The organism is Caloramator sp. CAR-1, assembly GCF_030546345.1.
GTDB lineage: Bacteria > Bacillota > Clostridia > Clostridiales > Caloramatoraceae > Caloramator > Caloramator australicus.
Genome location: NZ_JAUONW010000018.1, coordinates 32,993 through 58,158 on the forward strand (window position 1 = coordinate 32,993; position 25,166 = coordinate 58,158).

Genomic DNA, 25,166 nt, shown 5'->3' on the forward strand with positions numbered 1-25,166 from the left:
CGTATGTTTAATGGATTTACAGAAAGAAGCCAAAGGGTTTTGCAGCTTGCAGCAGAGGAAGCTAAAAGATTAAACCATAACTATATAGGAACAGAACATCTTTTGCTTGGAATAATAAGAGAGGGTGGTCAGGCGTCAAAGGTTTTAAAGGATCTTGGAATAGATGATGAAAAGATTAGAAATTTGATAATTGAAATAGAAGGAAAAGGTGAAGAGTTCTTCAACTTTCACGAGATACCTTTAACTCCAAGAACAAAAAGAATAATTGAGCTTGCAAGGAATGAAGCAAGGAATTTAAACCATAACTTCGTTGCCCCTGAACATATGATGCTTGCTCTTTTAAGGGAGGGCGAAGGAGTTGCAATAGCAATTCTTGCAAAGCTCGGCATTGATATTGTAAAGGCGAGAAACGAGATATTAAATTCTTTAAACGTAGGTGAATTAGGACAGGGATTTAAAGGAAAACCAGGTCCGGGAACAAGGCATAGACAAACAAATACACCAACCCTTGACCAATACGGAAGGGACTTAACGGAGCTTGCAAGGGAAGGAAAGCTCGACCCTGTTATCGGTCGTGAAAATGAAACTGAAAGGGTAATTGAAATACTTTCAAGAAGAACAAAGAATAATCCTTGCCTTATAGGTGAACCTGGGGTTGGAAAAACTGCCATTGCTGAAGGTCTTGCCCAAAGGATTGTAGAGGGCAACGTTCCAGAGATACTCAAAAACAAAAGGGTTGTTACTTTAGATCTATCAGGAATGGTTGCAGGGTCAAAATATAGAGGCGAATTTGAAGAAAGAATAAAGAGGGTAATGGACGAGATTAGAAGGGCAGGAAATATAATTCTATTCATAGATGAAATCCATACATTAGTTGGTGCAGGTGCTGCAGAAGGTGCCATTGATGCATCTAACATATTAAAACCAGCCCTTGCAAGAGGTGAAATTCAAGTTATCGGTGCAACTACGATTGATGAATATAGAAAATACATTGAAAAGGATTCAGCCCTTGAAAGAAGATTCCAACCAGTTCAGGTTGGTGAACCATCAACTGAAGAGTCTATATTAATCCTTAAAGGATTGAGGGATAAATACGAAGCACATCATAAGGTTAAAATAACTGATGAAGCACTAGAGGCTGCTGTAAACCTATCCCATAGATATATTACCGATAGATTCCTACCAGACAAAGCAATAGATCTTATGGATGAGGCAGCAGCTAAGGTAAGGCTAAAGAACTTAACTGCACCTCCTGATGTTAAAAACCTTGAAGAAGAGCTTGAAAAGGTTAGAAAGGAAAAGGAGGAGGCAATAAATACACAAGAATTTGAAAAGGCTGCGAAATTAAGGGACAGAGAAAATGAGATTAAAAATGAACTTGAAAGGATTAAAAAGGATTGGCAAAATCAAAAGGATAGTGAAGTTCCTGTTGTTACAGTAGAGGATATAGCAAATGTTGTTTCAAGATGGACTGGAATTCCTGTTAATAAACTTACTGAAACAGAATCAGAAAAGCTTTTAAAACTTGAAGAAATACTTCATCAAAGGGTTGTAGGACAGGATGAAGCAGTTAAGGCTGTTGCAAGGGCTGTAAGGCGTGCAAGAGTTGGAATTAAGGATCCAAAGCGTCCAATAGGTTCCTTTATATTCCTTGGTCCTACAGGGGTAGGTAAAACAGAGCTATCAAAGGCACTTGCTGAGGCTATGTTTGGTGATGAAAACGCAATGATAAGAATAGATATGTCGGAATATATGGAAAAGCATACGGTATCAAGACTTATAGGTTCTCCTCCAGGATATGTTGGATATGAAGAAGGAGGCCAATTAACAGAGAAGGTTAGAAGAAAGCCATATTCAGTAGTTTTATTTGATGAGATTGAAAAGGCCCATCCGGATGTATTTAATATACTGCTTCAAATCCTTGAGGATGGAAGACTAACCGATGGAAAGGGAAAGACAGTGGACTTTAGAAACACGATAGTTATCATGACCTCCAACGTTGGTGCACAGACCATAAAAAAGCAGCAAACCCTTGGTTTTGCAGCAACTACAGAAAAGGAAAAGGAAGATTCCTACGAAAAGATGAAGCAAAACGTAATGGAGGACTTGAAAAAGACCTTTAGACCTGAGTTTTTAAATAGAATCGACGAGATTATTGTATTCCATCCATTAGAGGATAAGGATATTGAAAAAATTGCAGAGCTCATGTTAAAGAGTGTAATTAATAGGTTAAAGGACCTTGAAGTTGAAATAAGTTATGATGAAGATGTAATAAAGCACCTTTCAAAACAAGGCTTTGACCCAACATATGGTGCAAGACCTCTGAGAAGAGCCATAACAAAAGCTGTTGAAGATAAACTTTCAGAGGAAATGCTAAAGGGAAATATAAAGCGCGGAGATAAAGTTGTAATGAAGGTTGTAGATAATGAAATAATTTTTGAAAAGGGAGAATCCTCATAATGGGGGTTCTCTTTTTTGTATATATTTCTTTACATGAACAACAATATTAAATATAATGTAATTGCTAACTAAAATAGGAAGTGATAGAATGGGAAAGGTAAAAACTGTTTATATATGCCAAGAGTGCGGATATGAATCTCCTAAGTGGATGGGGAAGTGCCCTGGATGCGGAAGCTGGAATACATTTATAGAGGAAGTTAAGGCTGAAAAACTGAGTAAAATTCAATCAGCCGCTTATAATAAGGTTCAGCCTTTGAAAATACAGGATATAGAGATAACAAAAGAGATAAGATATTCAACTTATCTTGAAGAATTAGATAGAGTGCTTGGAGGAGGAATAGTTAAGGGGTCTTTAGTCCTTGTTGGAGGAGACCCTGGGATTGGAAAATCCACCCTTCTTCTTCAAATGGCAAACAATGTTGCAAAGAGTGGCAACATCGTTTTATATGTCTCTGGTGAAGAATCCTCAAAACAGATAAAGCTTAGGGCAGAGAGGTTAAATGTCCTTTCGGAAAATCTTTTGGTTCTTCCAGAAACCAATTTAAGCTATATAGAAGAAACTATTACAAATCTAAAGCCCGATGTTGTTGTGATAGACTCAATTCAAACCGTTTATAGACCAGAGCTACAGTCGGCTCCAGGAAGTGTAAGTCAGGTTAGAGAGGCCACTGCAGTTTTGATGAATATAGCAAAAAATTTAAACATAGCTACCTTTATAGTTGGACACGTTACTAAAGAGGGGTCTATTGCCGGTCCTAGGGTTTTAGAACATATGGTAGATACAGTCCTTTACTTTGAAGGGGAAAGACATAATACCTACAGAGTATTAAGAGCTGTTAAAAATAGATTTGGCTCAACTAATGAAATTGGCGTATTTGAAATGAAGCAGTTTGGTCTTGAGGAGGTTAAAAACCCTTCCGAAATACTTTTATCCGGAAGACCAAAAGACGTTCCTGGATCATGTGTTGTATGTTCCATGGAAGGAACAAGACCAATTCTAATTGAAGTTCAGGCACTAACCTCCCAAACAAGCTTTGGTATGCCAAGAAGGATGACAACGGGGCTTGATTATAACAGGGTTATTCTTTTAATTGCCGTTCTTGAAAAAAGGGTTGGAATGCACATACAAACCTATGATGTTTATGTAAATGTTGCTGGGGGAATAAAAATCGACGAACCTGCCATTGACCTTGGAGTTTTATGCTCTATTGCGTCCAGCTTTAAAAATCTTCCAATAGATAACGAAGTTGTGATAATTGGAGAGGTTGGATTGACGGGAGAAGTTAGAGGAGTTAATTTAATAGATAAAAGAATATTAGAAGCACAAAAATTGGGATTTAAAAAATGCATCATTCCTAAAGAAAATATGAAAGGACTCGATATTATAAAAGGAATCCAAATTGTTCCTGTTGAAAATATATACGAAGCATTAGAAGAAGTTCTAGGGGGATAGTTATGAGAGATGCTAAAGAAATTGAGCTAATGAATGTTTTAAAGCTTTTGGCACCAGGGACACCTTTGAGGGAAGGACTTGAAAATATATTAAAGGCTAAAACTGGAGGACTCATAGTAATTGGGGATGAAGAAGAAATAAGCAAGCTCCTTGATGGTGGGTTTTATATAAATAGTGAATATTCTCCAGCATATTTATATGAACTTGCCAAGATGGATGGGGCTATTGTCATAAGCGGAGATCTTAAAAGGATACTCTACGCAAATACACAGATAATCCCAGATTCCAGCATTCCAACTGCTGAAACTGGCACAAGGCATAGAACCGCCGACAGATTTGCAAAACAAACAGGAAATATTGCAATTGCTATTTCCCAAAGAAGAAATTTAATTACCGTATTTAAAGGAAATATTAAATATGTATTAAAAGATACGAACATGATTCTTACGAAGGCAAATCAGGCTATTCAAACCCTTGAAAGGTATAAATCGGTGTTTGATGAGGCGGTTACGAACCTTTCTGCGTTAGAATTCGAAGATTTAGTAACTGTATATGACGTAGTTCTTGCCATCCAAAGAAGCGAGATGGTTATGAGGATAGTAAATGAAATTGAAAGATACGTTGTGGAGCTTGGAAACGAAGGAAGGCTTATTTCCCTTCAGCTTAACGACCTTATAGATGAAGTTGAAGAGGATGAAATTAGAATACTAAGGGATTATGCTATAGATACAAAGGATTATAACGAGGTATTTAAGTCAATTAAGGCCTTATCTTCTGAGGAGATTTTGGAATTGTCTGTTATATGTAAACTTTTAGGCTATAATCCTGATTTAATGTTAGATACGATGGTTTCATCAAGGGGATATAGGATTTTGAATAAGATTCCAAAGCTGCCGCAGATAGTTGTTGAAAATATGGTTAAAAATTTTGGACAGTTTAAAAAGATTCTTCAGGCAAGCATAGAAGATTTAGACGCTGTTGAAGGAATAGGTGAGGCAAGGGCAAGATCCATAAAGGAATGGCTAAAAAAACTTCAAGAACAGGTTATATTAAATAGAAAAATATAAAGGCTCGGAATATCCGGGCCTTTATAACATGCTAAACTTTCCTAATGTTTCTATCTTTTCCTTTTGTTCAAGTATAATATCAAACAGGTTAAGGTCAAGGGCATTGCATAAAGCAGCAAGGTAATATAGGTTATTTCCTATCTCTTCTTCAAGGACTTCTCTGCAGTTGTCGCAAAGTTTCCCTTCGATTTGATAGCTTAAAAATTCGGTTATATTGTCAAGGGATGCATCGTCGGGTATCTGTTGTTTTTGAGCATTTATTTTTATGCATCCGTGATTGGTAACTGCCTTTGCAACTGCTCTATTTATTCTAGAATTTGATTCAGAGAGTTTTGTTATTATATCTAAAATGCTTCTATGTCTAATTAGTGAATCTTGAACGGTGGCTTGAAATTCATCTACGATTATATCCTTCATCTGCTTCCACTCCTTGTTGAATATTGTTTAATAATATTATAAATATTCAGACAATATAATGTCAAATACATTATAATAAATTTCAGCTTAAAAGAGCCATTTTTAAGTTAACTAAATAAAATAATAATAGGTAGTTTATAAAAATCAAGATATTTTTTAGTTTGCCTTAATCCTGTAAGTTTGGTAATAATGTAAAAAAGGTGATAATATGTTTGAAATTGGTGATAAAGTTTTTGTTAAGAATTTTGGTGGGGGAGTAATAACAAATATACAAGAAAAAAATGTTAACGGAATTAGAAAGAGATACTATGAAATAAAACTTGTAATTGATAATATATGTATTTATCTTCCCGTTGATGAAAAAAATAAAATTAGAGGAGTAATTGAAAGGGTAAAATTAGAAGATTGTTTAAGAATATTAAAGGAGTTTAAAGGGGATCTACCTAACAAATGCATCGATAGATATAAGCTTTATAAATCTACTTTAGAAAAAGCAGATCCGATAGAGATGGCAAAACTTATAAAATGCATGGATATGAATTTTAAAAGAAAAAAACCTTCAAATTTTGATAAGAATAACTTTGAAAAAATATTAAATACCTTCTGCAGTGAAATTTGTCTTGTTCTTCAAAGGGACTTTAAAGAAACAAAAAAATTTATTCTTGAAAATTTAAAAGCTTGATTTTGCAAATTAAAAAATTGTCATATTTTTTTGTGTTGAAAAACTTTGATTGATACGGTATATTAGTATATAATATACTGGGATATTTTGTAGGAGGTGAATTGATGTTAGAAAGGATTTTTAGGTGGTTCTTGACAGTAGTTGGGTTAGTTTTAGGATATGCTGCATCTGAAATACTTATTAAGGTTAATGCCGTAAATGCTCTCGTGTCAAGAAACAACATTTATTATTTTGGATTCATAGCAGTTTGTATTATTTTATTAGGTCTTATTTTTTATATTTTATCCCCTTATTTAATTCGACTTATTTTTAAGATTACAGAAATCCTGGAAAATGCAATACAAAAGATACCAACAAACGATATTATACTTGCCGTTTTAGGACTTATTATAGGACTTATAATTGCAAATCTATTAATTTCGCCTATTGCAAGATTTTTAACTGGCAATACCATTTTATCTGCTATAGGAAGTTCCTTAGCTTTTATTGTAAATATTGTATTTGCAACGTTAGGAATTGACATAACATTAAAGAAAAAGGAAGAACTTTATAATGTATTTACATTTTTAAAGAGGTTTGGGAAGGAAAAAAGAAAGGGAGAAAAGGTTGGCATATCTCAGCCAAAGATACTAGATACTAGCGTTATAATCGACGGAAGAATACTGGATATTCTAAAAACAGGATTTTTAGAAGGTCCCATTTTAATACCTTCCTTTGTTCTTGAGGAGTTAAGGCATATCGCCGATTCCTCCGATAATTTAAAAAGGGCAAGGGGAAGAAGGGGGCTTGATATTCTAAATTTAATTCAAAAGGAGATACCTTTAACCGTTGAAATAGTTGAGAAAAACTTTGATAATATTCAAGAGGTTGACAGCAAACTTTTAAAGCTTTGCCAAATATACAATGGAAAGATAATAACCAACGATTTTAATTTAAACAAAGTTGCTGAAGTTCAAGGGGTTCCTGTCCTTAACATAAATGAGCTTGCAAATGCAGTAAAGCCTATTGTAATTCCAGGCGAGGAGATGAACATCCATATTATAAAGGATGGTAAAGAAGCAGGACAGGGTGTTGCTTACCTTGACGATGGAACAATGATCGTTGTTGAAGGCGGTAAAAGATACGTCGGTGAAGTTGTTGATGTTGTTGTAACGTCTGTTCTGCAGACTGCAGCAGGAAGAATGATATTTGCAAAACTTAAGAATGCGTCATAAGAGGTGATATTTTGATATCGGCTATAGTAGTTGCAGCAGGAAAGGGTAAAAGGATGGGGCTTGGATTTAATAAGCTCTATGCAAAGGTTAATAACAAGGAAATTATAGCAATAACCCTTGAAAAATTTGAAAAATCAAATTATGTGGATGAGATAATTGCTGTTGTCGCAAAGGATGAGGTTGATTATTTTAAAATTAATATATTAGATAAATATTGCTTTAAAAAGGTTAAAATTACGGAGGGCGGCATTGAAAGGCAAAACTCAGTTTACAATGGACTTATAGCTTGTAATAATCCAGAAATTGTTTTAATCCATGATGGTGCAAGGCCAAATATAGATGATGACATAATAAAAAGATCCATAGAAGCTGCAAAATCCTTTGGGGCTACAACAGTTGCAGTTCCTGTTATTGATACTATAAAGATAGTTGAGGATGGATATTCTGTTGAAACCCTTGAAAGAAAAAAATTATACGCCATTCAAACCCCTCAGAGCTTTAGATATGACTTAATATTAAAGGCCCACGAATATGCCATAGAAAATAACATAATTGCAACCGACGACACCCAGCTTGTTGAAAAAATAGGCTATAAGGTAAAGATAATTGAAGGGAGCTATGAAAACATTAAAGTTACAACTCCAAAGGATATAATACTACTAAACAGTTTAGCTGCTACAAACTTGTAGCAGCTTTTTTGGTAATTAAAAGCATCGTAGCCAAAAATATTTTATAGATTTATGTAAACTAAAGTTATATAATATAATGGTATATTTGCGGCTTTAGGATGGGGGGATAGTCGATGAATATCAAGGAATTCATCTTAAATCAAGAGATGTTAGGATCCTTTAAATATTTTTGGAAGGAAGCAAATATAGATAAAAATTCAAAGGGATATGGACTTATTAGGGACAGAGCACCTTCAAATCCAAATGTTGCAAGCATCGCTGCAGTTGGCTTTGGACTTACTGCAATTCCTATAGGGATAAAAAGAGGATGGATATCCTTTGAAGAAGGATATGAAAGGGTTAACGGCACCCTTGATACTCTACTTAATTTAGATAGAGTTAATGGATTTTTCTATCATTTTATGGATATATACACGGGGGAAAGAATATGGAACTGTGAGGTTTCAATTATAGACACAGCGATTGCCATTTGCGGTGCTATTTTTGCTGGAGAGTTTTTTGGTGGTGAAATAAAGAAAAAGGCAAATAAATTATATGAAGAAATCGATTGGAACTGGTATTTGGATAAGGATAAAAACTGGTTTTATATGGGTTATACCCCGGAAAAGGGCTTTGAAGGATATTGGGATTTCTATGCCGAACAGCTAATGTTATATTTTTTAGCAGTAGCATCTCCTACGCATCCTGTCGATAAGGAAGTTTATTACAGCTTTTTTAGAAATTATGCTGAATATAAAGGATATAGATTTATAAATTCATGGCTTGGGTCAATATTTACCTACCAATTTTCCCATGCCTGGTTTGATTTTAGGGGTAAAGTAGATAGAAAAGGTATTGACTGGTTTGAAAATTCTATATTGGCAACCCTTGCAAACAGACAATTTTGTATCGATAATAAGGACAAATTTAAGGGTTTTAATGAAAATTCATGGGGGCTTACTGCCTGTGATGGCCCAAAGGGGTATGAGGGTAGATATGGTGCCCTTCCTTCAGGACTTTTTAATAATGAGAATATAGTAGATGGGACGGTTCCACCATGTGGTGCTGCAGGTTCTATTGTTTTTACTCCAAAGGAATCTATGGATGCCCTTGAATATTACTATAAAAATATTAAGGGAATATTTGGGGAATACGGCTTTAAAGATGCCTTTAACTTAGAAAAGGGCTATTGGGTTTCTGAAGACTATGTTGGTATAGATAAAGGAATAACTCTAATTATGATAGAAAACTATATAACAGGGTTTGTGTGGAATACCTTTATGAAAAATGACCATGTTAAAAAAGCCTTTGAGCTTTTAGAGTTTAGGCCTGTTAAAGACGAAAACTTAGCTATGTGTTTATAAAGAGGTGCGTGTGCACCTCTTTTTGTGTTTGACTTGTAAAAATTAGTAATAATATAATTATAAAAAGAAGATTTTAATATCACCTTTGGAGGTGTTAGAATGCTGCCTCAATATAGAAAGATTACTTATGATGAATTTTTAAAGTTAGATAATGGAGATGATTTATTAGAATATATAGATGGAGAAGTCTATCTTTTATCTTCACCATCAGCTGAACATCAAAGGACTTTACTTAATTTAGCTACAGAGTTTAATTTGTTTTTTAAGGGTAAAGAATGTGAAGTTTTTATTGCTCCTTTTGATGTAGTATTATCAAAGGAGGATGATAAAAACATCCATCAAGTCCAACCCGATTTGATGGTTATATGTAATAAAGATGGCATAAAGGAAAATAAATACGTTGGAGCTCCGGATTTAATAGTTGAAGTTATGTCTCCATCAAACACATCTCATGATAGGATTAGAAAATTTAATTTGTATATGAGATATGGAGTAAAAGAGTATTGGCTTATTAATCCAAAATTTAAAACTATTGAGATTAATATGTTAAATGAAGAAGGCTTTTATGAACAAGTTGGGGTATATAAAGGTGATGATATAGCAAAATCAATTTTATTTGAGGAGTTGGATATAAATCTTAAGGATATTTTTTAGTCATAATGAAAAAATGTATACTCTTCCCCTTGGTCTTGTAACGCTTCAGGGGCAATACAATACAGAATGGGGAGTTTATTCTGCTGCAGCAATTTTAACAGCTATTCCCGTTATGATAATTTTTGCTTATTTATCAAAGTATTTAATTGGTGGTTTAACAATAGGAAGTGTAAAGGAATAAAATGGAATTTTAAAAGCCCTTAACGGGCTTTTAATTTTAATCTATTTAACCAGGCCTTTGAGGTTTTAGTCGGTGCCTTAGGCTTTAGATTATCGCTATTGAAAATAAGCTCTAAGATATGAAATGCATCCTTTACATTTGATAGTGCATCCCTGCATCCAGCACAATAGGTAAGCACCTTTTCGGATTTAATATTTTCTTCATGTTCCTTTAGATTAGATTTAAAAATGTCGCTGTTTATGGCATGAACGCATCCACCAAGCCCACAGCACTTTGAATTTGTCAATACTTCATTGTTTTCAATTTTGATATTTAGCTTTTTAGCAATCTCCCTTATACTTTTTTTTATATTTTCATCAGCAGAACATGAGTCGAATATAAAAAATTCATCCTTTGTGTTAAGTTTTGGAAGGTTAAAGCTTTTTAGTTCCTCCCAAAGAGAAGTTACCTTTAATTTTGGAGAGTTTTCTTTCATAGTTTTATAGCAGGATTGACAGGCTGTTATAACGTGTTCAATACCGTTTTCCTCTAATGAAGATTTTAATGAATTATACATTCTATTAAACCTTTCCATTTCACCAATTGAATAGGACGGATTACCACAGCATTTTAAAATTAATGATAAATTTTGATATTTGATTTTTAATAAATCATGTATTTTAATAACAAGGTTCGGATCAAAGGAAGAAAGGCTGCATCCAGGCATAAATCCAACTGCCGATTTCCCTTTTATAGTAGAAAAAATTTTAGAACTAGATAACCTTTGATGATTGCGTATTATAAAATGTTTTTTGTGGGGGCTTTTTTTACCTCTTGATATTTCTTTTTTGGCTTCCATGAAAAGTTTATTAAAATCAACTTCATTTGGGCATAAATTTTTACAAACATTACAGGAGAAACAATAATAGGGAAGTTTATTATCTATGTTTTTTTCTTCGTATAAACTTTTTAAAAATTCTTTAGGATGTTTTACATAGTCCTTTAGTAATATGCAGCCATTTGTGCATATATTACATCCTTTACATACCTCATGGTATTTTTTGGCTATTTGAATAATCTTAGTAGAAATATTAGTTTTCATAAAATCATCCTTTTCATTTATTTTACATGATAATTATAAACTGAAATTTAATTTATAACGTATAGAAAAAACAAATACTATCAAATTCAACAATAGATAGAAAATATTTTACATGAGTTTTAGAAGTAAATGATGCTGAATTAAGGAATTAATAATTCGAAAATCCGAATAGTATCTTATTGAAGTAAATTTGAAAAAGTTGTAAAATTAATTCGTAATCGAATTATTCGAAGGCGAAGGTGTTGTTATGAATAGCAGTAAGGCATTAGAAATTCTTGAAGTTTTAACATCAATAAATAAGAAGGTAAAGAGGGCTTCTAAATTTAGCCCTCCATTTAAATGCAAAAATAAAAGTCAGTCGGCTATGAAGGTAATGTTTCATATAATGAATAGCCCTCCAATGACTTTAAAGGAATTAAGCTCATTAGTTGGCCTTGCAAACAGCACAGTTTGTGGAATTATTGATGAGCTTGAGATGGAAGGCTATGTTAAAAGAATTCAAGATAAAGATGATAGAAGACGGGTAATAATAATTCCAACGGAAAAGGCTGAATTGGAAAAAAGAAATATTGAAAATAAATTTAAGGAATTTTTAGAGTATGTCCTAAAGGATATTTCGGCTGAAGATTTTGAAATAATAATAAAGGGGCTTAAAAAACTTGATGAAATAATTAAAAATGATTAGGGGTGATAAGATGAAAAAGTCGGTTAAAGTAATATCTATTTTGCTAATTATAGTGGCAGCTTTTTCATTAATATTACTTGGTTTAAGTAGAAGAATCAAAAAAGGGACAGAGGTTACAACGGATACTGTAAAAAGGGGAGAACTAATTTCACTTTATTCTACTAATGGAATAGTCGAATCGAAAAATAAAAAGGAATACTATGGCTTTGGCAATAAAGTAGTTAAAGTTTACGTTAAAGAAGGGGAAAAGGTTAAAAAGGGACAAAAACTTGTTGATTTTGAAGTTCAAGACCTTACAAATCAATTAAAAATTGCAGAAAATCAGTATGAAATAGCAAAACTTCAACTTGAAAGTTTAAAGGAACAAAAAGAAAAGTTAAATACATCTATGCAAGGGCAGAATATACAAACTCAGCAAGGGCAAAATTTAGACAACCAAATTAAAATTCAAGAAAAACAGGTTGAAATAGCAAGATTAAATGTTTTAAGTATAAAAGAAAATATAAAGAAACAGCAAAAATTTATAGTAAGTGATATAGACGGAGTTGTAACATTTTTAAATGCAAAGGAAGGTGCGATGGCTCAAGGCCTTATTGTAACTGTTGAAGATGTAAGCAGTTTAAATGTTGCTTTAAATGTAAATCAATATGATATTGTAAATCTTAAAAAGGGTCAACAGGTGATTGTAAAATTTTATGATAAATCATATAAGGGGACATTAGATTATATAAGTCCTGTTGCAACAAAGGTCCAATCAATGCAGGGAGTAGATACAGTAATTAAAGCTTATGTAAAGATATTAAACCAGGATGAAAACTTAAAGTCAGGATTTGATGTTGATGTTGATATAATTCTTGGAAGAAAGGATAATGCATTAAAGGTTCCTGCTGAAGCTGTAATTACAGATAAATATGGGAATGAATATGTATATGTTGTGGAAAACGGAATAGCAAATAAAGTAAAGATAAAAACTGGATTTACATCAGATGTTGAAGTTGAAGTTGTAGAGGGACTTAAAGAAGGGAATAAAGTTATCTTAAATCCACCTTCAACCCTTACAAATGGTGCAAAGGTTTTTGAAAAGGAAGTGAAAGAATGATAAGGCTTGAAAATTTAGTTAAAGTATATTCAACTGGCAAAATTGAGTTTGAGGCCTTAAGGGAAGTAAACCTTGAGGTGAAAAAGGGAGAATATATATCAATAGTTGGACCATCAGGTTCCGGTAAATCCACCCTTATGAATATTTTAGGATGCTTAGATAGACCAACAAAGGGAAAGTATTTTTTAAAGGATGTTGATGTATCCTCTTTAAGCGATGATGAGCTTGCGAGGATAAGAAATAGGGAAATAGGTTTTGTTTTTCAAGCCTTTAACCTTTTGCCTAGATTATCTGCTTTAGAAAACGTTGAGCTTCCTTTGATATATGCAGGAATTTCCTATTCCAAAAGGATAAAGATGGCAAAGGAGGCTCTTGATAAGGTAGGACTTTCCGATAGACTGCATCATAAACCGAATGAACTTTCAGGAGGACAAAAGCAAAGGGTTGCGATAGCAAGGGCAATTGTCCTAAATCCTTCTATAATAATGGCGGATGAGCCTACAGGGAATCTTGACACTCAATCCAGTATTGAAGTTATGAAGATATTTCAAAGTTTAAATGATGAAGGGGCGACTATTATAATGGTTACCCACGAAAGGGATATTGCACAGCATACTAAGAGGGAAGTTAGAATAAGGGATGGAAGGATAGTTGAGGATAAATTAGTTCAAAATAGGGTTGTCTATTAGGTGGTGGTATTATGAACATATATGAGAGCTTTAAGGTTGCAATAGGGTCAATTTTTGCCAATAAATTAAGATCTTTTCTTACAATGCTTGGGATAATAATTGGCATTTCCAGCGTTATTACAATCGTATCAATCGGTCAAGGTGGACAAAGTGCAATAACTGGTGAGTTTGAAAAGATTGGTGTAAATATAGTTGAAATAAAGGTAGATAATAATAAGTCCCTTACTAAAAAAGATTATTTTACCACAAAAGATGTTGAGCTTGTTAAGACAAGAATTAAGGAAGTTAAAAATGCTGCTCCATTTTTTCAGCAGATTGGGCTTATAAAAACGGAAAAAAGCCAAAAAAGGGCAGTGTTTATGGGAACCAATAGTGATTTTAATAAGATATATAAGCTTGATATACTTTATGGAAGATTCCTTTCGGAAAAGGATGTTTTAGCCAAAAAAGCTGTTGTGGTTATCGACAACATAAGTGCAAAGAAATTGTTCGGTTACGAGGATTGCGTTGGTAAGACGATTAAAATTGGTAACAACGAAAAGCTAATAAGGGCACTTATAGTGGGAGTTTACAAAAACGAAAACGGAGCACTTGCCGCAAGCTTTGCAGAAAATATGCCTATATTTTGCTACATTCCCATAACTGTTTCAGAATCTATATTTGAAAAGACTTTTAACATAAATCAAATAGAGGTTCTGCTTGAAAACACAAAGGATAGCGATTTAGTTGCTAAAAATATTATAAGGCTTTTAGAATCGGTTCACCATAATAAGGACAAATATAAAGCAGAAAATTTAGTTAAACAGCTTGACCAGGTTAACAGGATACTTGGAATATTTACTGCAGTAATTGGAGCAATTGCAGGGATTTCTTTATTAGTGGGTGGAATAGGAGTTATGAACATAATGCTGGTATCAGTAACAGAAAGGACGAGGGAGATAGGAATAAGAAAGGCAATAGGTGCAAGAAGAAGGGATATACTTATTCAGTTTTTAATAGAGTCCCTCATAATATCCCTAATAGGGGGAATAATCGGTATGATGCTTGGAATACTTGCAGCCTTTGCTATTGGAAGCTTTTTAAACATTGCACCAAAGGTTAGTATTACAACAGTTCTTATTGCATTTTCCTTCTCAAGCGCCGTTGGAATATTTTTTGGAATATATCCAGCAAATAAAGCATCAAAGCTTGATCCAATTGAGGCGTTAAGGTATGAATAAAATTTTCATATAAGAAGACATTCACCTTAAATGTTAGAATTAAATTCTAACATTTAAGGTGTTTTTTATTATTGAGTATAATCAGATTATTTAGAATATTTTAACTTGTTAATAGTATAACAGATGAATTAAAATAATATAACAGCAATACAAAATGTTGAAAATCAAAGAAAAAAGTATTGCAACAGAATAAAAAATATAATATAATAAGAATGCGGATAAGAATTATTATTTAATAGGAGGTTTTATTATGAGGTTTGCAGAATGGAATGGATTTGTTGCAGGCAAATGGACTGAAGATATAGATGTTAGGGATTTTATTCAAAAGAACTACACCCCTTACGAGGGAGATTCATCCTTCCTTGTAGGACCGACGGAAAGAACTAACAAAGTTTGGGACAAGGCAAAGCAGCTTCTTTTAGAAGAGATCAAAAAGGGGATAATCGATTTAGATACTGATACAGTTTCAGGAATAAATGCATATAAACCTGGCTACTTAGATAAGGAAAATGAAGTTATAGTAGGCTTTCAAACTGATGCACCCCTTAAGAGAATTGTAAATCCATGGGGTGGAATTAGAATGGCAGTTAATGCTGCAAGGGTCTATGGTTATGAAGTTAATCCAAATATGGTTGAAATATTTACCAAATATAGAAAAACCCACAATCAAGGTGTTTTTGATGCTTATACAGATGAGATGAAGCTTGCTAGAAAAACAGGAGTAATAACAGGGCTTCCAGATGCCTATGGTAGAGGAAGAATTATAGGGGATTACAGAAGACTACCCTTATATGGTGCGGACTTTTTAATTGAAAAGAAAAAGGAAGATAAAAGAAATTTAAATGGTGCAATGACGGATGATGTTATAAGACTTAGAGAAGAATTAACGGAACAAATTAAGGCATTGGAAGAATTAAAAGAAATGGCTCAATCCTACGGATATGATATATCAAGACCTGCAAAGGATGCTAAAGAGGCTGTTCAATGGCTATATTTTGCATATCTTGCAGCAATAAAGCAGCAAAACGGAGCTGCAATGTCCTTAGGAAGAGTTTCGACATTCCTTGATATATATATTGAAAGAGATTTAAGAAACGGGGCAATAACAGAAGAAGAAGCTCAGGAGCTAATTGACCAATTTGTTATTAAGCTAAGACTAGCAAGACACTTAAGAACACCTGAATACAACGAACTATTTGCAGGGGATCCTACTTGGGTTACAGAAGCAATCGGAGGGATGGGCCTTGATGGAAGAACTTTAGTTACAAAGACGAGCTTTAGATTCCTCAATACATTGATAAATTTAGGACCTGCACCAGAACCAAATATGACTGTTTTATGGTCAGTTGATCTTCCTGAAAACTTTAAAAAGTTCTGTGCTGAGATTTCAATAAAGACGGATTCTGTTCAGTATGAAAATGATGATGTAATGAGACCTATATTTGGCGATGATTACGCTATAGCTTGCTGCGTGTCTGCAATGAAGGTAGGAAAGCAAATGCAGTTCTTTGGAGCAAGAGCAAATCTTGCAAAGGCACTTTTATATGCAATAAATGGTGGAAAGGATGAAGTCTTAAAAGAACAAGTTGGACCCAAGGTAGAACTTCCTGAGGGTGAATATTTAAATTATGATGATGTAATGCAAAAATTTGAAAAAATGATGGCTTGGCTTGCAGAACTTTATGTAAATACAATGAATGTAATTCACTACATGCACGATAAATATGCCTATGAATCTTTGCAGCTTGCACTACATGATACAAATGTTGAAAGGCTTATGGCCTTTGGAATTGCAGGGCTTTCAGTTGCAGTTGATTCATTAAGTGCAATAAAATATGCAAGGGTAAAACCAATAAGGGAAGATGGAGTTGCTGTCGATTTTGAAATAGAAGGTGACTATCCAAAATTCGGCAATGACGATGACAGAGTTGATAAAATTGCAGTTGAAATTGTTGAAAAGTTTATAAATGAATTAAGAAAGCACAAGACATATAGGGATGCAATCCATACTTTATCTGTATTAACTATAACTTCAAATGTAGTTTATGGTAAAAAAACTGGTTCAACTCCTGATGGAAGAAAGCAGGGCGAACCATTTGCACCAGGGGCAAACCCAATGCATGGAAGGGATATAAACGGTGCTTTGGCTTCACTAAACTCAGTCGCAAAGATACCATATTCATCATGCATGGATGGAGTTTCAAATACCTTCTCAATCCTTCCAGATGCCCTTGGAAAGAATATGGAGGATAGAATTAGCAATCTTGTTGCTATAATGGATGGATACTTTGGACAAGGTGCCCACCACTTAAATGTTAATGTGTTAAATAGAGAAATGCTTGAGGATGCTATGGAACATCCTGAAAAATATCCATCTCTTACAATTAGAGTTTCGGGATATGCTGTAAACTTTGCAAGATTAACAAGGGAGCAGCAGCTTGAAGTAATTAAGAGAACCTTTCATGAAAGGGTGTAACTTATGATAAAGGCAAGAGTTCATTCTATAGAGACAATGGGATTAGTCGATGGACCTGGTATTAGGGTTGTAGTGTTTATGCAAGGGTGTAAATTAAGATGTGCCTACTGCCATAACCCAGATACATGGGATATAAAGGGCGGACAAGAAATGACCGTTGATGAGCTTATAAATAAAGTAAAAAGGTATAAAATATATTTTCAAAGGTCAAAGGGAGGGGTTACCCTCTCTGGAGGAGATCCCCTCCTGCAGCCGGAATTTGTAATAGATTTTTTTAAAAGATGTAAACAGGAGGGAATTCATACTGCCCTTGATACATCAGGTTATGGAATAGGAAAATATGATGAAATATTAAAATGGACAGACCTTGTGCTCCTTGATGTTAAGCACATAGACGATATAGAACACAAAAAGCTTACAGGAGCAGATAGGCACGGATTTTTTGAATTTTTAAATGCTGTCAAAAGAGATGGAACAAAGCTTTGGATAAGACATGTAGTAGTTCCAGGAATAACGGATGGCGAGGAGCACATCAAAAAACTTGCAAAATTCATAAATACAATCCCTAATGTAGAAAAGATTGAGCTTTTGCCTTATCATGTTCACGGTGTTAACAAGTATAAGGAAATGAATATTAAATATAGATTAGAAAATGTTCCTCCCCTTGATAAAGATAGATTGGAAAGATTATATGAGATTCTAAATCAAAACTTGACCACACAGCATGCAATTGTTGATAAGATTGCTATGTGATTTGCTATGGCCTTTGCCATAGCTTTTTTTTGTTTAAAAGAAAGTTGGTCTAAATGCATTTTGACTTACATATATTGTAAATTGGAATAAATTTTAATAAAGGAGTGTTTGGATGAAAAAAAGAAGGATATCAGCATTATTGACGGTAATTTTTTTGCTTATGTTATTTTTACCTAGTTTTGTAAAGGCAACTGAAGGTGAAGTAATTCAAAGCACACCCGTTGAGTTACAATCAGGAGAAATTGTAGATAAACAAATTGATAATACTAATTTAAACGAAAAAACTCCATTTTTTGGAGACAAGGATGGAAACAAAATATCTGATGACCTTGATGATTTGGTTAAATTAAATGAAACAGATGAAGTTTCAGTAATTGTTAGATTAAAGGAGCATCCTTCAGATAAAGTTCTAAATGAAATTGCGAATAAAGTAGGTAAGTTTAAAGAGAAGGATAGATGGCAGCATGCTCTAAATGGATTTTCTGCTGTAATGACAAAGGCACAAGTTAAAGCGCTTTCAAAAATACCATTTGTTGAGAGGATAGAACTAGATAGAGAAGTAAAAGCATATCTTGATACTTCTTCCCAATGGACTGGAGTTAATAATGCACGAGTTGATTTTGGAGTTGATGGAGATAGAGATGGGAATAAAACATCTTATTCTAAAAACGATGTAGTTATAGCAATTATAGACTCTGGCATTTATGCAAATCATGTCGATTTAGATGGAGGAAAGGTTATAGGTTGGTATGATGTAATAAATGGGAGAACTACTCCTTATGATGATAATGGACATGGAACACATGTTGCAAGTATTGCAGCGGGAACAGGAGAGGGTAATGCAAATTATAAGGGAGTTGCACCAGGTGCAGCACTGGTAGGTATTAAAGTTTTAAATTCCTCTGGTTCAGGAACAACAAGTGGTATTATATCAGGAATAAATTGGATGATACAAAATAAAAACACCTATAATATAAGAATTGGGAACATGAGCCTTGGTGCAGCAGGCTCTTCTGATGGAACGGATAGCCTTTCTGTTGCAGTAAATAATGCAGTCAATAATGGAATCATAATGGTTGTTGCAGCTGGTAATGAAGGGCCTGGAACTTATACTATAGGTTCCCCTGCAGCTGCAGCAAATGCTATTACTGTAGGTTCAGTATATGATCCAGGAGAAAAGGGATGGGTATTATCCGAATTTTCAAATAGAGGACCGACAGCAGATGGACGAATAAAGCCTGATATAACTGCACCGGGAAGCAATATAACGGCTGCAAAGGCAGGAACAACAAGTAGTTATGTAACCTATAGTGGAACATCGATGGCAACGCCATTTATATCTGGGGTTATAGCATTAATGCTAGATGCTAATTATTCACTCACAGATTCGCAAGTTAAGAATATTCTTTATTCCAGTTCAAACTTAAAGGATTTTGGACCATCTGGGAAAGATATAGATTTTGGCTACGGTATTGCACTGCCTTATAATTGTATAAAGCAGGCGGGAGGCTTTAGTGGAAGTTTCTCAGATAACATTGGATTTACATTTGTTCAGGACAGCTTAACAGGAACTGGTAATACTGATTGGTGGCAATTTAATGTAACTGATACAACTAAGCCTGTTGGAATAACATTTATCATTTCAAATTATACCACAAGCATAGATTTTGATATTTATCTATATGATCCAAATGGAACTCTTGTAGCAAAATCAGAAGGAACAGCAAGACAAGAACAAATTAGATATTTACCCACTAAAACGGGAACCTACAAGATAAAAGTATACTCATATAAAGGTTCAGGTAATTATTGGTTTAATTTAAGTTGGAAATAAAACGTAAAAATTATTGTCCCCTTAGAGGCACAAAACTCTAAGGGGACAAATTTTATTTTTACAAACAATTTGAGACTTTATCAATAAAATAAATAATTATCTTAATATTCATAAAAATTAACGATTTTTAATGTTTTATCTATTACCATATAATTAAATTGAAAATATAAAAAAGGGGGATGGTTATGCAGGATAAAAGGTTAATCATTATCAATGGTCTTATTGTGGGACTTTTAGCAGTATTACTTGTAAAGTTTGGCAATCCAGTAAATATGGGTATCTGTATTGCCTGCTTTATAAGGGATATCGCGGGAGGGCTTGGACTTCATAGGGCAGAACTTGTTCAGTATATAAGACCAGAAATTATAGGGATTGTTTTAGGAGCCTTCTTGATGTCCTATGGGAAAAAGGAATTTAATGCAAGGGGAGGCTCGTCACCACTTGTAAGATTTGTTCTTGGTTTTATAGTTATGATAGGTGCGTTAATGTTTTTAGGTTGCCCATTAAGGATGGTTTTAAGAATCGCAGGGGGAGACTTAAATGCAGTTGTTGGTCTTATAGGCTTTGCAGCAGGCATATATATTGGAATAATATTCTTAAACAAAGGATTTACATTAAAAAGAACATATACTTTAAACAAAGCAGAAGGATTTTTATTACCAGCAATTAACATAGGTTTATTAGTATTGCTTTTAGCAGCGCCAACCTTTATATTCTTTAGTCAAAAGGGACCAGGCTCTATGCATGCACCAATATTTTTAGCTTTGGTTGCTGGACTTATAGTTGGAGGGTTTGCCCAAAGAACAAGAATGTGTATGGTTGGAGGAATAAGGGACCTTATATTATTTAAAGACTGGTATTTAATTTCAGGATTTATTGCAATCTTTGTTGCTGCACTATTGGGCAATATTGCTATTGGAAAGTTTACATTAGGTTTTGTAAAGCAGCCTGTTGCCCATAATGATGCTTTATGGAACTTCCTTGGAATGGGACTTGCAGGTTTTGGATCAGTTTTACTTGGTGGATGCCCATTAAGACAACTTATATTAGCAGGAGAAGGCAATATAGATTCTGCTATTACAGTTCTTGGAATGCTTGTTGGAGCAGCCTTTGCCCATAACTTTAAGCTTGCTTCAACTCCAGATGGACCTACTCCAAACGGGAAAATTGCGGTTATTATAGGGTTTATAATAGTTGCACTTATAGGATACTTTAACATAGAAAGGGAAGTTAATGTTAAAGTTAAAGGGGGAGTTAAAGTTGAAGGGTAATTTAGTTGATGCAAGGGGAAGATCCTGCCCAGAGCCTGTTCTTTTGACAAAGAAGGCCATTGAAGCTTCGCCTGATGGAGTTAAGGTTTTGGTTGACAATGCAACAGCAAGGGAAAACATAAAAAGATTTGCTAAAAATAGCGGATATAATGTTGAAGTTGTAGAAAATGATGAGGGAATACTTTTAACTTTAAGTAGGTGACAAGATGCAATATATAGTAACTTTCTACACACAAAACGGAGCATTTAAGTTTCAAAGGTTTCTAAGGGACAAAGGCATAGATGTAAAGCTTATGCCAACTCCAAGGGTTTTAAGTTCAAGTTGTGGCATCTCAGCAGCCTTTGAATATGAAGAAGATATAACAGGTTTTATAATAGAAGAAGTGGATGCAATTTATAAGAGGAATAATAATCAATATAATCTTGTTTACAGGGATTAGACATTTACCATAATTTAATTTATTTATACAAACTATGTTGTATGAATAAATTATAAACCTCTTTCTTGGTAGGAATTGAAATATAAACCAAGAAGGAGGTTTTTAAATGTCACTATTAATAAAAAGATGACTAGTATTAATAAATAAAACAATTTTGAATGTATAAATTTTTAAAAATATTCTACTGTAACTTCTTTTCCAAGAAACTTTAAATATTCAGCCATATTATCAACAAGCTTTAATTTTAATCCTAAATCGAGAGGAAATTCAGGATTTTGATGGGCAGGATTAATTGCCCTTCCAACGAAAAAATGTATATTAGTAGCCTCTTCTATCAACATTTTAGATAGTTTTGAAGAAGCGTCATTTTTATTAAGATAATACAAATTTGTTGAAGTATCTTTTGATGAAATATACATTTTTACAAGTTCAACTGCTTTACTCATAGTAAGAACACCTTCGCATGTTAAATCTATACCATCAATCTCTGCAGCTGGAGGAATCGAAGGATCAACGTAGTTAAAATTAACCTTAAGTTCTTTATTTAAAACCCTGCAGACTATTTGAGATGTAGTGCCTCCACATACAATCTTTTTACCTTTGCTATCGATAAACTTTTTAATAACATATTCATCCAGATTTTTATCAACAGGAGGACCTATTAATACATTAATGGTTTGAGGATTTCTAATTCTTACAACAACAACTGTAGTATCATCTCCGGGTTTTTGTCCATAAAGATTGTCACAGACATTAACTAATAACCTTGTAAAGTTTTTAGCAGGTAGTTCCTTTTTATATATTCTTTCTGTATATTCTTTAATATTTTCCCACTGCCATCCTAAGTTCAGCATCTGCCCTATTCCTGCATGAACTGCTCCATCGCTCATCATAATAAATGTATCATCTAGATCTATTTTAAATTTGGTTTCATATATTTTTTTATCATATATGTTTCTTTCATGTTTAATAAAAGGTGCATACTTCCCATTTTTAAGCCTTATAATTGAAGGATTGTCAAACTCTACAATATACCCGTCCCCATTGCTGAATATCTCAAGTATAGAAAAGGTAGAGTAGGCAATACCTCTTTCCTTGCATACAGGAAGAGTTTTTGCTATAGTTTCTACTGCTTCATCTATACTTGAGCCCATAGAGAGCATAGTTCCTATTATTTTGCTAGTCATAGTTGAAAGTATATTAGCCTTAACTCCACTTCCAAGCCCATCAGCAAGAACTACAATAACTGATTCTTTGCTTCTTATGATTTCAACCTTATCTCCGCAGAGCTCCTCATTATATTTGTTAAGACTCTCATAATCTGCATCTACAAAAAAGTTCATTTGTCTTCACCCATCTTTGCTACCATTGTGTCCTTTAGTTTAGTTAATGCTACTTTTGTCTCTGCTGTAGTCTCTCCAAGAAGACTTGCAATTTCTTGTGCAACTCTCATTTGTTTTTCAATAACTCTTTGTGCAATTTCAATAGTTTCTTTTCTAACTTTATTCAATTGTTCTTGATTTTTTTCTTCTTTTGTTATATCCTTCATTATTACTATGATTACATCATGGTCCTTTGCATATATTACCGATTGTTCTACAGTAACATCATACTTATCATAATAAATTTTTTGATTTAAAATGTCCTTTCCAGTATCCCTTACAATTGCAAAATCAGGGCAATCAAAGAATTCAAACACATTTTTTCTAACTAAATGTATATTTTCTAAATTAAAAATTCTATATACTGAATTATTAGCCTCCTGAATATAAAGCTCACTGTTTAAAGCAAGTATTGCATTAGGAGAAGAGTTAATAATTATGTTAGATATGGACTCAGCTTTTTGCCGCATATAAGGTAGACACATATTAAGGTCCGCCTTATTATTATAAACTGCAATTGCCTTTTCCCTGCAACTTGAATATCCGCAGGCACCGCAGTTAAGTTCATCTTCCTTTTTAAACTTACCTATTTTTTTCAATATATTTCTGATGGTTTTGTCATCAGGTATATTATTTTCTACTTCTTTATTATAAAAAACCTTTGATAAATCAACATTAACTTTAATATCTTTCAAATTGCTTATTGTATTTGTATTACCTACATAATTCAAAAAATCATCATAGGCTTCAATAAAGCTGCTGTTATTATTGCATGGACCGTTAATGCATCCACCCTTACAGCTGTTCATCTCTATAAAATATCCATTAATATTTCCTTTAACTATTGCATCAACAGTTTCTATGCAGCTTTCCAAACCATCTACGTTTAAAAATTTGTAACTGCTTTCTTTATCTATAGTTTTTAATATACCCCCAACTATTGGATAATATCTCTCAATAAGAGTTTCATCATTTTTAATATTTTCATCTTGAAACTCATTCAAATTGATACCTTCATCTTCAAACCATTTTTTTAGTTCATCGAAGGTAACAACACCATCGATTAAATAGTCATTCTCTCCATCCATATATTCTTTTTTCTTTGCAAGGCAGGGTCCAATAAATACAACCTTTATATTTTCTCCATAAGTATGCTTTAACATCTTTGCATGGGCAATCATAGGGGATACAACTGGGGCAAGATATTCTATAGCACTTGGATAATATTTTTCGACAAGGGACACAACAACCGGGCATGCTGTTGTTATAATATTTTTCATATTATTTTTTTTAATAAGTTTTTCGTATTCTCTTGATACTGCAAAAGCTCCTATCGCTGTTTCTTCTATATGAAAAAAACCAAGTTTTTCAAGGGCAAAAAACAGCGCTTGTGGATTATGGGATTTAAATGCAGAGGGGAAGGAAGGTGCAATGCTTGCATAAACACGATACTTTTTTTCTATAAATTCTTTTACTTTTCCTATTTCATCTGCAACGTTTTTAGCATTCTGAGTGCATACTTTAAGACAGTTTCCGCAAAGTATGCAGTTATCCTCAATTACTTGAGCCTGATCATTATTAAAAGATATAGCTTTTACAGGACAGCTTCTTATACATTTGTAACAGTTTTTGCAGTTTGCTTTTTTAAATTTTATTATGTTAATCATTGCTATTAACCTTCTTTAATATATATTCATCAAATTTTTCTCTAGCATTTTCAGACTTTAGATCTCCAAAAATCTCATCGTTAACCTTTATTGAAACACCATTTATACAATTACCAAGGCAAAAGGACGCTTTAAGTTCAACCTTTTCTTCTAAATTTTTTTCCTTTATTATTTCTTGGAATATTTTCATAATTTGATAGGAACCTTTAAGGTGGCAGGAACTTCCTACACATATATACACACTAAGCACTTTAACCCCCTCCAAAATTTAATGTTAATTTATTAACAATAATAATTGTAACAAAAAATAAAATTTTGTTCAATAGAATTAATAGACTAGAACCCTTATGGAAATACAGAGGTATAAAGCCAAAGTATGTAGAGATTATTCCCATAGTATTAAGGATAT

At 33.5% G+C, this 25,166-nt stretch carries 24 protein-coding genes; 19 read left to right on the plus strand and 5 right to left on the minus strand.

Translation table 11 applies throughout. From position 1 onward, the window contains the following. The first annotated feature begins 3 nt into the window (after positions 1-3). From Q3V94_RS06155 to disA, 3 genes are all read left to right on the plus strand, one after another. Complete coding sequence (locus tag Q3V94_RS06155) at positions 4-2,460, plus strand: ATP-dependent Clp protease ATP-binding subunit (protein WP_008907542.1); 2,457 nt, start codon at positions 4-6, stop codon at positions 2,458-2,460. Between the two features lie 88 nt (positions 2,461-2,548). Then, entirely contained in the window at positions 2,549-3,913 is a 1,365-nt protein-coding gene (radA, locus tag Q3V94_RS06160) for a DNA repair protein RadA (protein ID WP_008907541.1), read from the plus strand. Between the two features lie 2 nt (positions 3,914-3,915). Beyond that, positions 3,916-4,980, plus strand: coding sequence for a DNA integrity scanning diadenylate cyclase DisA (gene disA / locus Q3V94_RS06165; protein ID WP_008907540.1), 1,065 nt, complete (start codon positions 3,916-3,918; stop codon positions 4,978-4,980). A 21-nt stretch (positions 4,981-5,001) separates the two neighbouring features. On the opposite strand, the gene Q3V94_RS06170 is transcribed toward disA, so the two are convergent. Beyond that, positions 5,002-5,397, minus strand: a complete 396-nt coding sequence (locus Q3V94_RS06170; RefSeq protein ID WP_274767004.1) for a DUF1573 domain-containing protein — start codon at positions 5,395-5,397, stop codon at positions 5,002-5,004. Between the two features lie 208 nt (positions 5,398-5,605). Here Q3V94_RS06170 and Q3V94_RS06175 point away from each other — a divergent pair, with 208 nt between their 5' ends. The 6 genes from Q3V94_RS06175 (at position 5,606) to Q3V94_RS06200 (ending at position 10,160) form a co-directional block, all read left to right on the plus strand. Beyond that, positions 5,606-6,079, plus strand: coding sequence for a CarD family transcriptional regulator (locus Q3V94_RS06175; RefSeq protein ID WP_274767005.1), 474 nt, complete (start codon positions 5,606-5,608; stop codon positions 6,077-6,079). Between the two features lie 104 nt (positions 6,080-6,183). Further along, on the plus strand, positions 6,184-7,293 hold the full coding sequence (locus Q3V94_RS06180; protein WP_303526012.1) for a PIN/TRAM domain-containing protein: 1,110 nt from the start codon (positions 6,184-6,186) through the stop codon (positions 7,291-7,293). 11 nt (positions 7,294-7,304) lie between these two features. Next, positions 7,305-7,982, plus strand: a complete 678-nt coding sequence (ispD, locus tag Q3V94_RS06185; RefSeq protein WP_303526014.1) for a 2-C-methyl-D-erythritol 4-phosphate cytidylyltransferase — start codon at positions 7,305-7,307, stop codon at positions 7,980-7,982. 113 nt (positions 7,983-8,095) lie between these two features. Then, complete coding sequence (locus tag Q3V94_RS06190) at positions 8,096-9,325, plus strand: glucoamylase family protein (RefSeq protein ID WP_303526015.1); 1,230 nt, start codon at positions 8,096-8,098, stop codon at positions 9,323-9,325. Between the two features lie 99 nt (positions 9,326-9,424). After that, complete coding sequence (locus Q3V94_RS06195; RefSeq protein WP_274767009.1) at positions 9,425-9,979, plus strand: Uma2 family endonuclease; 555 nt, start codon at positions 9,425-9,427, stop codon at positions 9,977-9,979. 13 nt (positions 9,980-9,992) lie between these two features. Further along, entirely contained in the window at positions 9,993-10,160 is a 168-nt protein-coding gene (locus Q3V94_RS06200) for a hypothetical protein (RefSeq protein ID WP_303526020.1), read from the plus strand. A gap of 19 nt (positions 10,161-10,179) precedes the next feature. Here the strand turns inward: Q3V94_RS06200 and Q3V94_RS06205 are convergent, their stop codons facing one another. Next, on the minus strand, positions 10,180-11,241 hold the full coding sequence (locus Q3V94_RS06205; protein WP_303526023.1) for a (Fe-S)-binding protein: 1,062 nt from the start codon (positions 11,239-11,241) through the stop codon (positions 10,180-10,182). A gap of 247 nt (positions 11,242-11,488) precedes the next feature. Here Q3V94_RS06205 and Q3V94_RS06210 point away from each other — a divergent pair, with 247 nt between their 5' ends. The 10 genes from Q3V94_RS06210 to Q3V94_RS06255 all read left to right on the plus strand — a co-directional run bounded on the left by Q3V94_RS06210 (position 11,489) and on the right by Q3V94_RS06255 (position 21,708). Beyond that, the gene (locus tag Q3V94_RS06210) at positions 11,489-11,926 is read left to right on the plus strand and encodes a MarR family winged helix-turn-helix transcriptional regulator (protein ID WP_008907463.1); all 438 of its coding nucleotides are present in this window, start codon (positions 11,489-11,491) and stop codon (positions 11,924-11,926) included. Positions 11,927-11,936: 10 nt separating this feature from the next. Next, a complete protein-coding gene (locus Q3V94_RS06215; RefSeq protein ID WP_303526027.1) occupies positions 11,937-13,025 on the plus strand; it encodes an efflux RND transporter periplasmic adaptor subunit in 1,089 nt (362 codons plus the stop codon). Next, positions 13,022-13,714, plus strand: a complete 693-nt coding sequence (locus Q3V94_RS06220) for an ABC transporter ATP-binding protein (protein ID WP_008907461.1) — start codon at positions 13,022-13,024, stop codon at positions 13,712-13,714. The genes Q3V94_RS06215 and Q3V94_RS06220 overlap by 4 nt, the downstream gene beginning before the upstream one ends. Positions 13,715-13,725: 11 nt before the next feature. Beyond that, positions 13,726-14,934: an ABC transporter permease gene (locus Q3V94_RS06225; RefSeq protein ID WP_008907460.1), complete on the plus strand. Its 1,209-nt coding sequence runs from the start codon at positions 13,726-13,728 to the stop codon at positions 14,932-14,934. A gap of 250 nt (positions 14,935-15,184) precedes the next feature. Then, complete coding sequence (gene pflB, locus Q3V94_RS06230) at positions 15,185-17,410, plus strand: formate C-acetyltransferase (RefSeq protein WP_303526031.1); 2,226 nt, start codon at positions 15,185-15,187, stop codon at positions 17,408-17,410. Between the two features lie 3 nt (positions 17,411-17,413). Further along, a complete protein-coding gene (pflA, locus tag Q3V94_RS06235; RefSeq protein WP_008907458.1) occupies positions 17,414-18,163 on the plus strand; it encodes a pyruvate formate-lyase-activating protein in 750 nt (249 codons plus the stop codon). Between the two features lie 112 nt (positions 18,164-18,275). Next, positions 18,276-19,997: a S8 family serine peptidase gene (locus tag Q3V94_RS06240; RefSeq protein WP_008907457.1), complete on the plus strand. Its 1,722-nt coding sequence runs from the start codon at positions 18,276-18,278 to the stop codon at positions 19,995-19,997. Positions 19,998-20,182: 185 nt separating this feature from the next. Beyond that, the gene (yedE, locus tag Q3V94_RS06245) at positions 20,183-21,268 is read left to right on the plus strand and encodes a YedE family putative selenium transporter (protein ID WP_008907456.1); all 1,086 of its coding nucleotides are present in this window, start codon (positions 20,183-20,185) and stop codon (positions 21,266-21,268) included. Then, positions 21,258-21,470, plus strand: coding sequence for a sulfurtransferase TusA family protein (locus Q3V94_RS06250; RefSeq protein ID WP_008907455.1), 213 nt, complete (start codon positions 21,258-21,260; stop codon positions 21,468-21,470). Before yedE ends, Q3V94_RS06250 begins: the two co-directional genes overlap by 11 nt. Before the next feature lie 4 nt (positions 21,471-21,474). Continuing rightward, positions 21,475-21,708 carry a DUF3343 domain-containing protein gene (locus tag Q3V94_RS06255; protein WP_008907454.1) on the plus strand — a complete coding sequence of 78 codons (234 nt, stop codon included), beginning with the start codon at positions 21,475-21,477 and terminating at the stop codon, positions 21,706-21,708. Between the two features lie 170 nt (positions 21,709-21,878). Here the strand turns inward: Q3V94_RS06255 and Q3V94_RS06260 are convergent, their stop codons facing one another. The 3 genes from Q3V94_RS06260 to Q3V94_RS06270 are packed head-to-tail and all read right to left on the minus strand — an operon-like array spanning position 21,879 to position 25,007. Continuing rightward, complete coding sequence (locus Q3V94_RS06260) at positions 21,879-23,051, minus strand: SpoIIE family protein phosphatase (protein ID WP_303526034.1); 1,173 nt, start codon at positions 23,049-23,051, stop codon at positions 21,879-21,881. Next, positions 23,048-24,757 (minus strand): [Fe-Fe] hydrogenase large subunit C-terminal domain-containing protein, encoded by a 1,710-nt coding sequence (locus Q3V94_RS06265; RefSeq protein WP_303526035.1) that lies wholly within the window; start codon positions 24,755-24,757, stop codon positions 23,048-23,050. The genes Q3V94_RS06260 and Q3V94_RS06265 overlap by 4 nt, the downstream gene beginning before the upstream one ends. Next, positions 24,750-25,007: a (2Fe-2S) ferredoxin domain-containing protein gene (locus Q3V94_RS06270; protein ID WP_303526038.1), complete on the minus strand. Its 258-nt coding sequence runs from the start codon at positions 25,005-25,007 to the stop codon at positions 24,750-24,752. The genes Q3V94_RS06265 and Q3V94_RS06270 overlap by 8 nt, the downstream gene beginning before the upstream one ends. Positions 25,008-25,166 lie beyond the last annotated feature (159 nt).

What these genes read in the sequence shown, in the direction of transcription:
- Q3V94_RS06205 (WP_303526023.1), bottom strand. Translation starts at nt 11,241, where the DNA reads ATGAAAACTAATATTTCTACTAAGATTATTCAAATAGCCAAAAAATAC.
- Q3V94_RS06255 (WP_008907454.1), top strand. Translation starts at nt 21,475, where the DNA reads ATGCAATATATAGTAACTTTCTACACACAAAACGGAGCATTTAAGTTT.
- disA (WP_008907540.1), top strand. Translation starts at nt 3,916, where the DNA reads ATGAGAGATGCTAAAGAAATTGAGCTAATGAATGTTTTAAAGCTTTTG.
- Q3V94_RS06155 (WP_008907542.1), top strand. Translation starts at nt 4, where the DNA reads ATGTTTAATGGATTTACAGAAAGAAGCCAAAGGGTTTTGCAGCTTGCA.
- Q3V94_RS06190 (WP_303526015.1), top strand. Translation starts at nt 8,096, where the DNA reads ATGAATATCAAGGAATTCATCTTAAATCAAGAGATGTTAGGATCCTTT.
- Q3V94_RS06195 (WP_274767009.1), top strand. Translation starts at nt 9,425, where the DNA reads ATGCTGCCTCAATATAGAAAGATTACTTATGATGAATTTTTAAAGTTA.
- Q3V94_RS06240 (WP_008907457.1), top strand. Translation starts at nt 18,276, where the DNA reads ATGAAAAAAAGAAGGATATCAGCATTATTGACGGTAATTTTTTTGCTT.
- Q3V94_RS06215 (WP_303526027.1), top strand. Translation starts at nt 11,937, where the DNA reads ATGAAAAAGTCGGTTAAAGTAATATCTATTTTGCTAATTATAGTGGCA.
- Q3V94_RS06225 (WP_008907460.1), top strand. Translation starts at nt 13,726, where the DNA reads ATGAACATATATGAGAGCTTTAAGGTTGCAATAGGGTCAATTTTTGCC.
- Q3V94_RS06265 (WP_303526035.1), bottom strand. Translation starts at nt 24,757, where the DNA reads ATGATTAACATAATAAAATTTAAAAAAGCAAACTGCAAAAACTGTTAC.
- pflA (WP_008907458.1), top strand. Translation starts at nt 17,414, where the DNA reads ATGATAAAGGCAAGAGTTCATTCTATAGAGACAATGGGATTAGTCGAT.
- Q3V94_RS06200 (WP_303526020.1), top strand. Translation starts at nt 9,993, where the DNA reads ATGTATACTCTTCCCCTTGGTCTTGTAACGCTTCAGGGGCAATACAAT.
- radA (WP_008907541.1), top strand. Translation starts at nt 2,549, where the DNA reads ATGGGAAAGGTAAAAACTGTTTATATATGCCAAGAGTGCGGATATGAA.
- yedE (WP_008907456.1), top strand. Translation starts at nt 20,183, where the DNA reads ATGCAGGATAAAAGGTTAATCATTATCAATGGTCTTATTGTGGGACTT.
- Q3V94_RS06220 (WP_008907461.1), top strand. Translation starts at nt 13,022, where the DNA reads ATGATAAGGCTTGAAAATTTAGTTAAAGTATATTCAACTGGCAAAATT.
- Q3V94_RS06180 (WP_303526012.1), top strand. Translation starts at nt 6,184, where the DNA reads ATGTTAGAAAGGATTTTTAGGTGGTTCTTGACAGTAGTTGGGTTAGTT.
- pflB (WP_303526031.1), top strand. Translation starts at nt 15,185, where the DNA reads ATGAGGTTTGCAGAATGGAATGGATTTGTTGCAGGCAAATGGACTGAA.
- Q3V94_RS06175 (WP_274767005.1), top strand. Translation starts at nt 5,606, where the DNA reads ATGTTTGAAATTGGTGATAAAGTTTTTGTTAAGAATTTTGGTGGGGGA.
- Q3V94_RS06260 (WP_303526034.1), bottom strand. Translation starts at nt 23,051, where the DNA reads ATGAACTTTTTTGTAGATGCAGATTATGAGAGTCTTAACAAATATAAT.
- Q3V94_RS06170 (WP_274767004.1), bottom strand. Translation starts at nt 5,397, where the DNA reads ATGAAGGATATAATCGTAGATGAATTTCAAGCCACCGTTCAAGATTCA.
- Q3V94_RS06210 (WP_008907463.1), top strand. Translation starts at nt 11,489, where the DNA reads ATGAATAGCAGTAAGGCATTAGAAATTCTTGAAGTTTTAACATCAATA.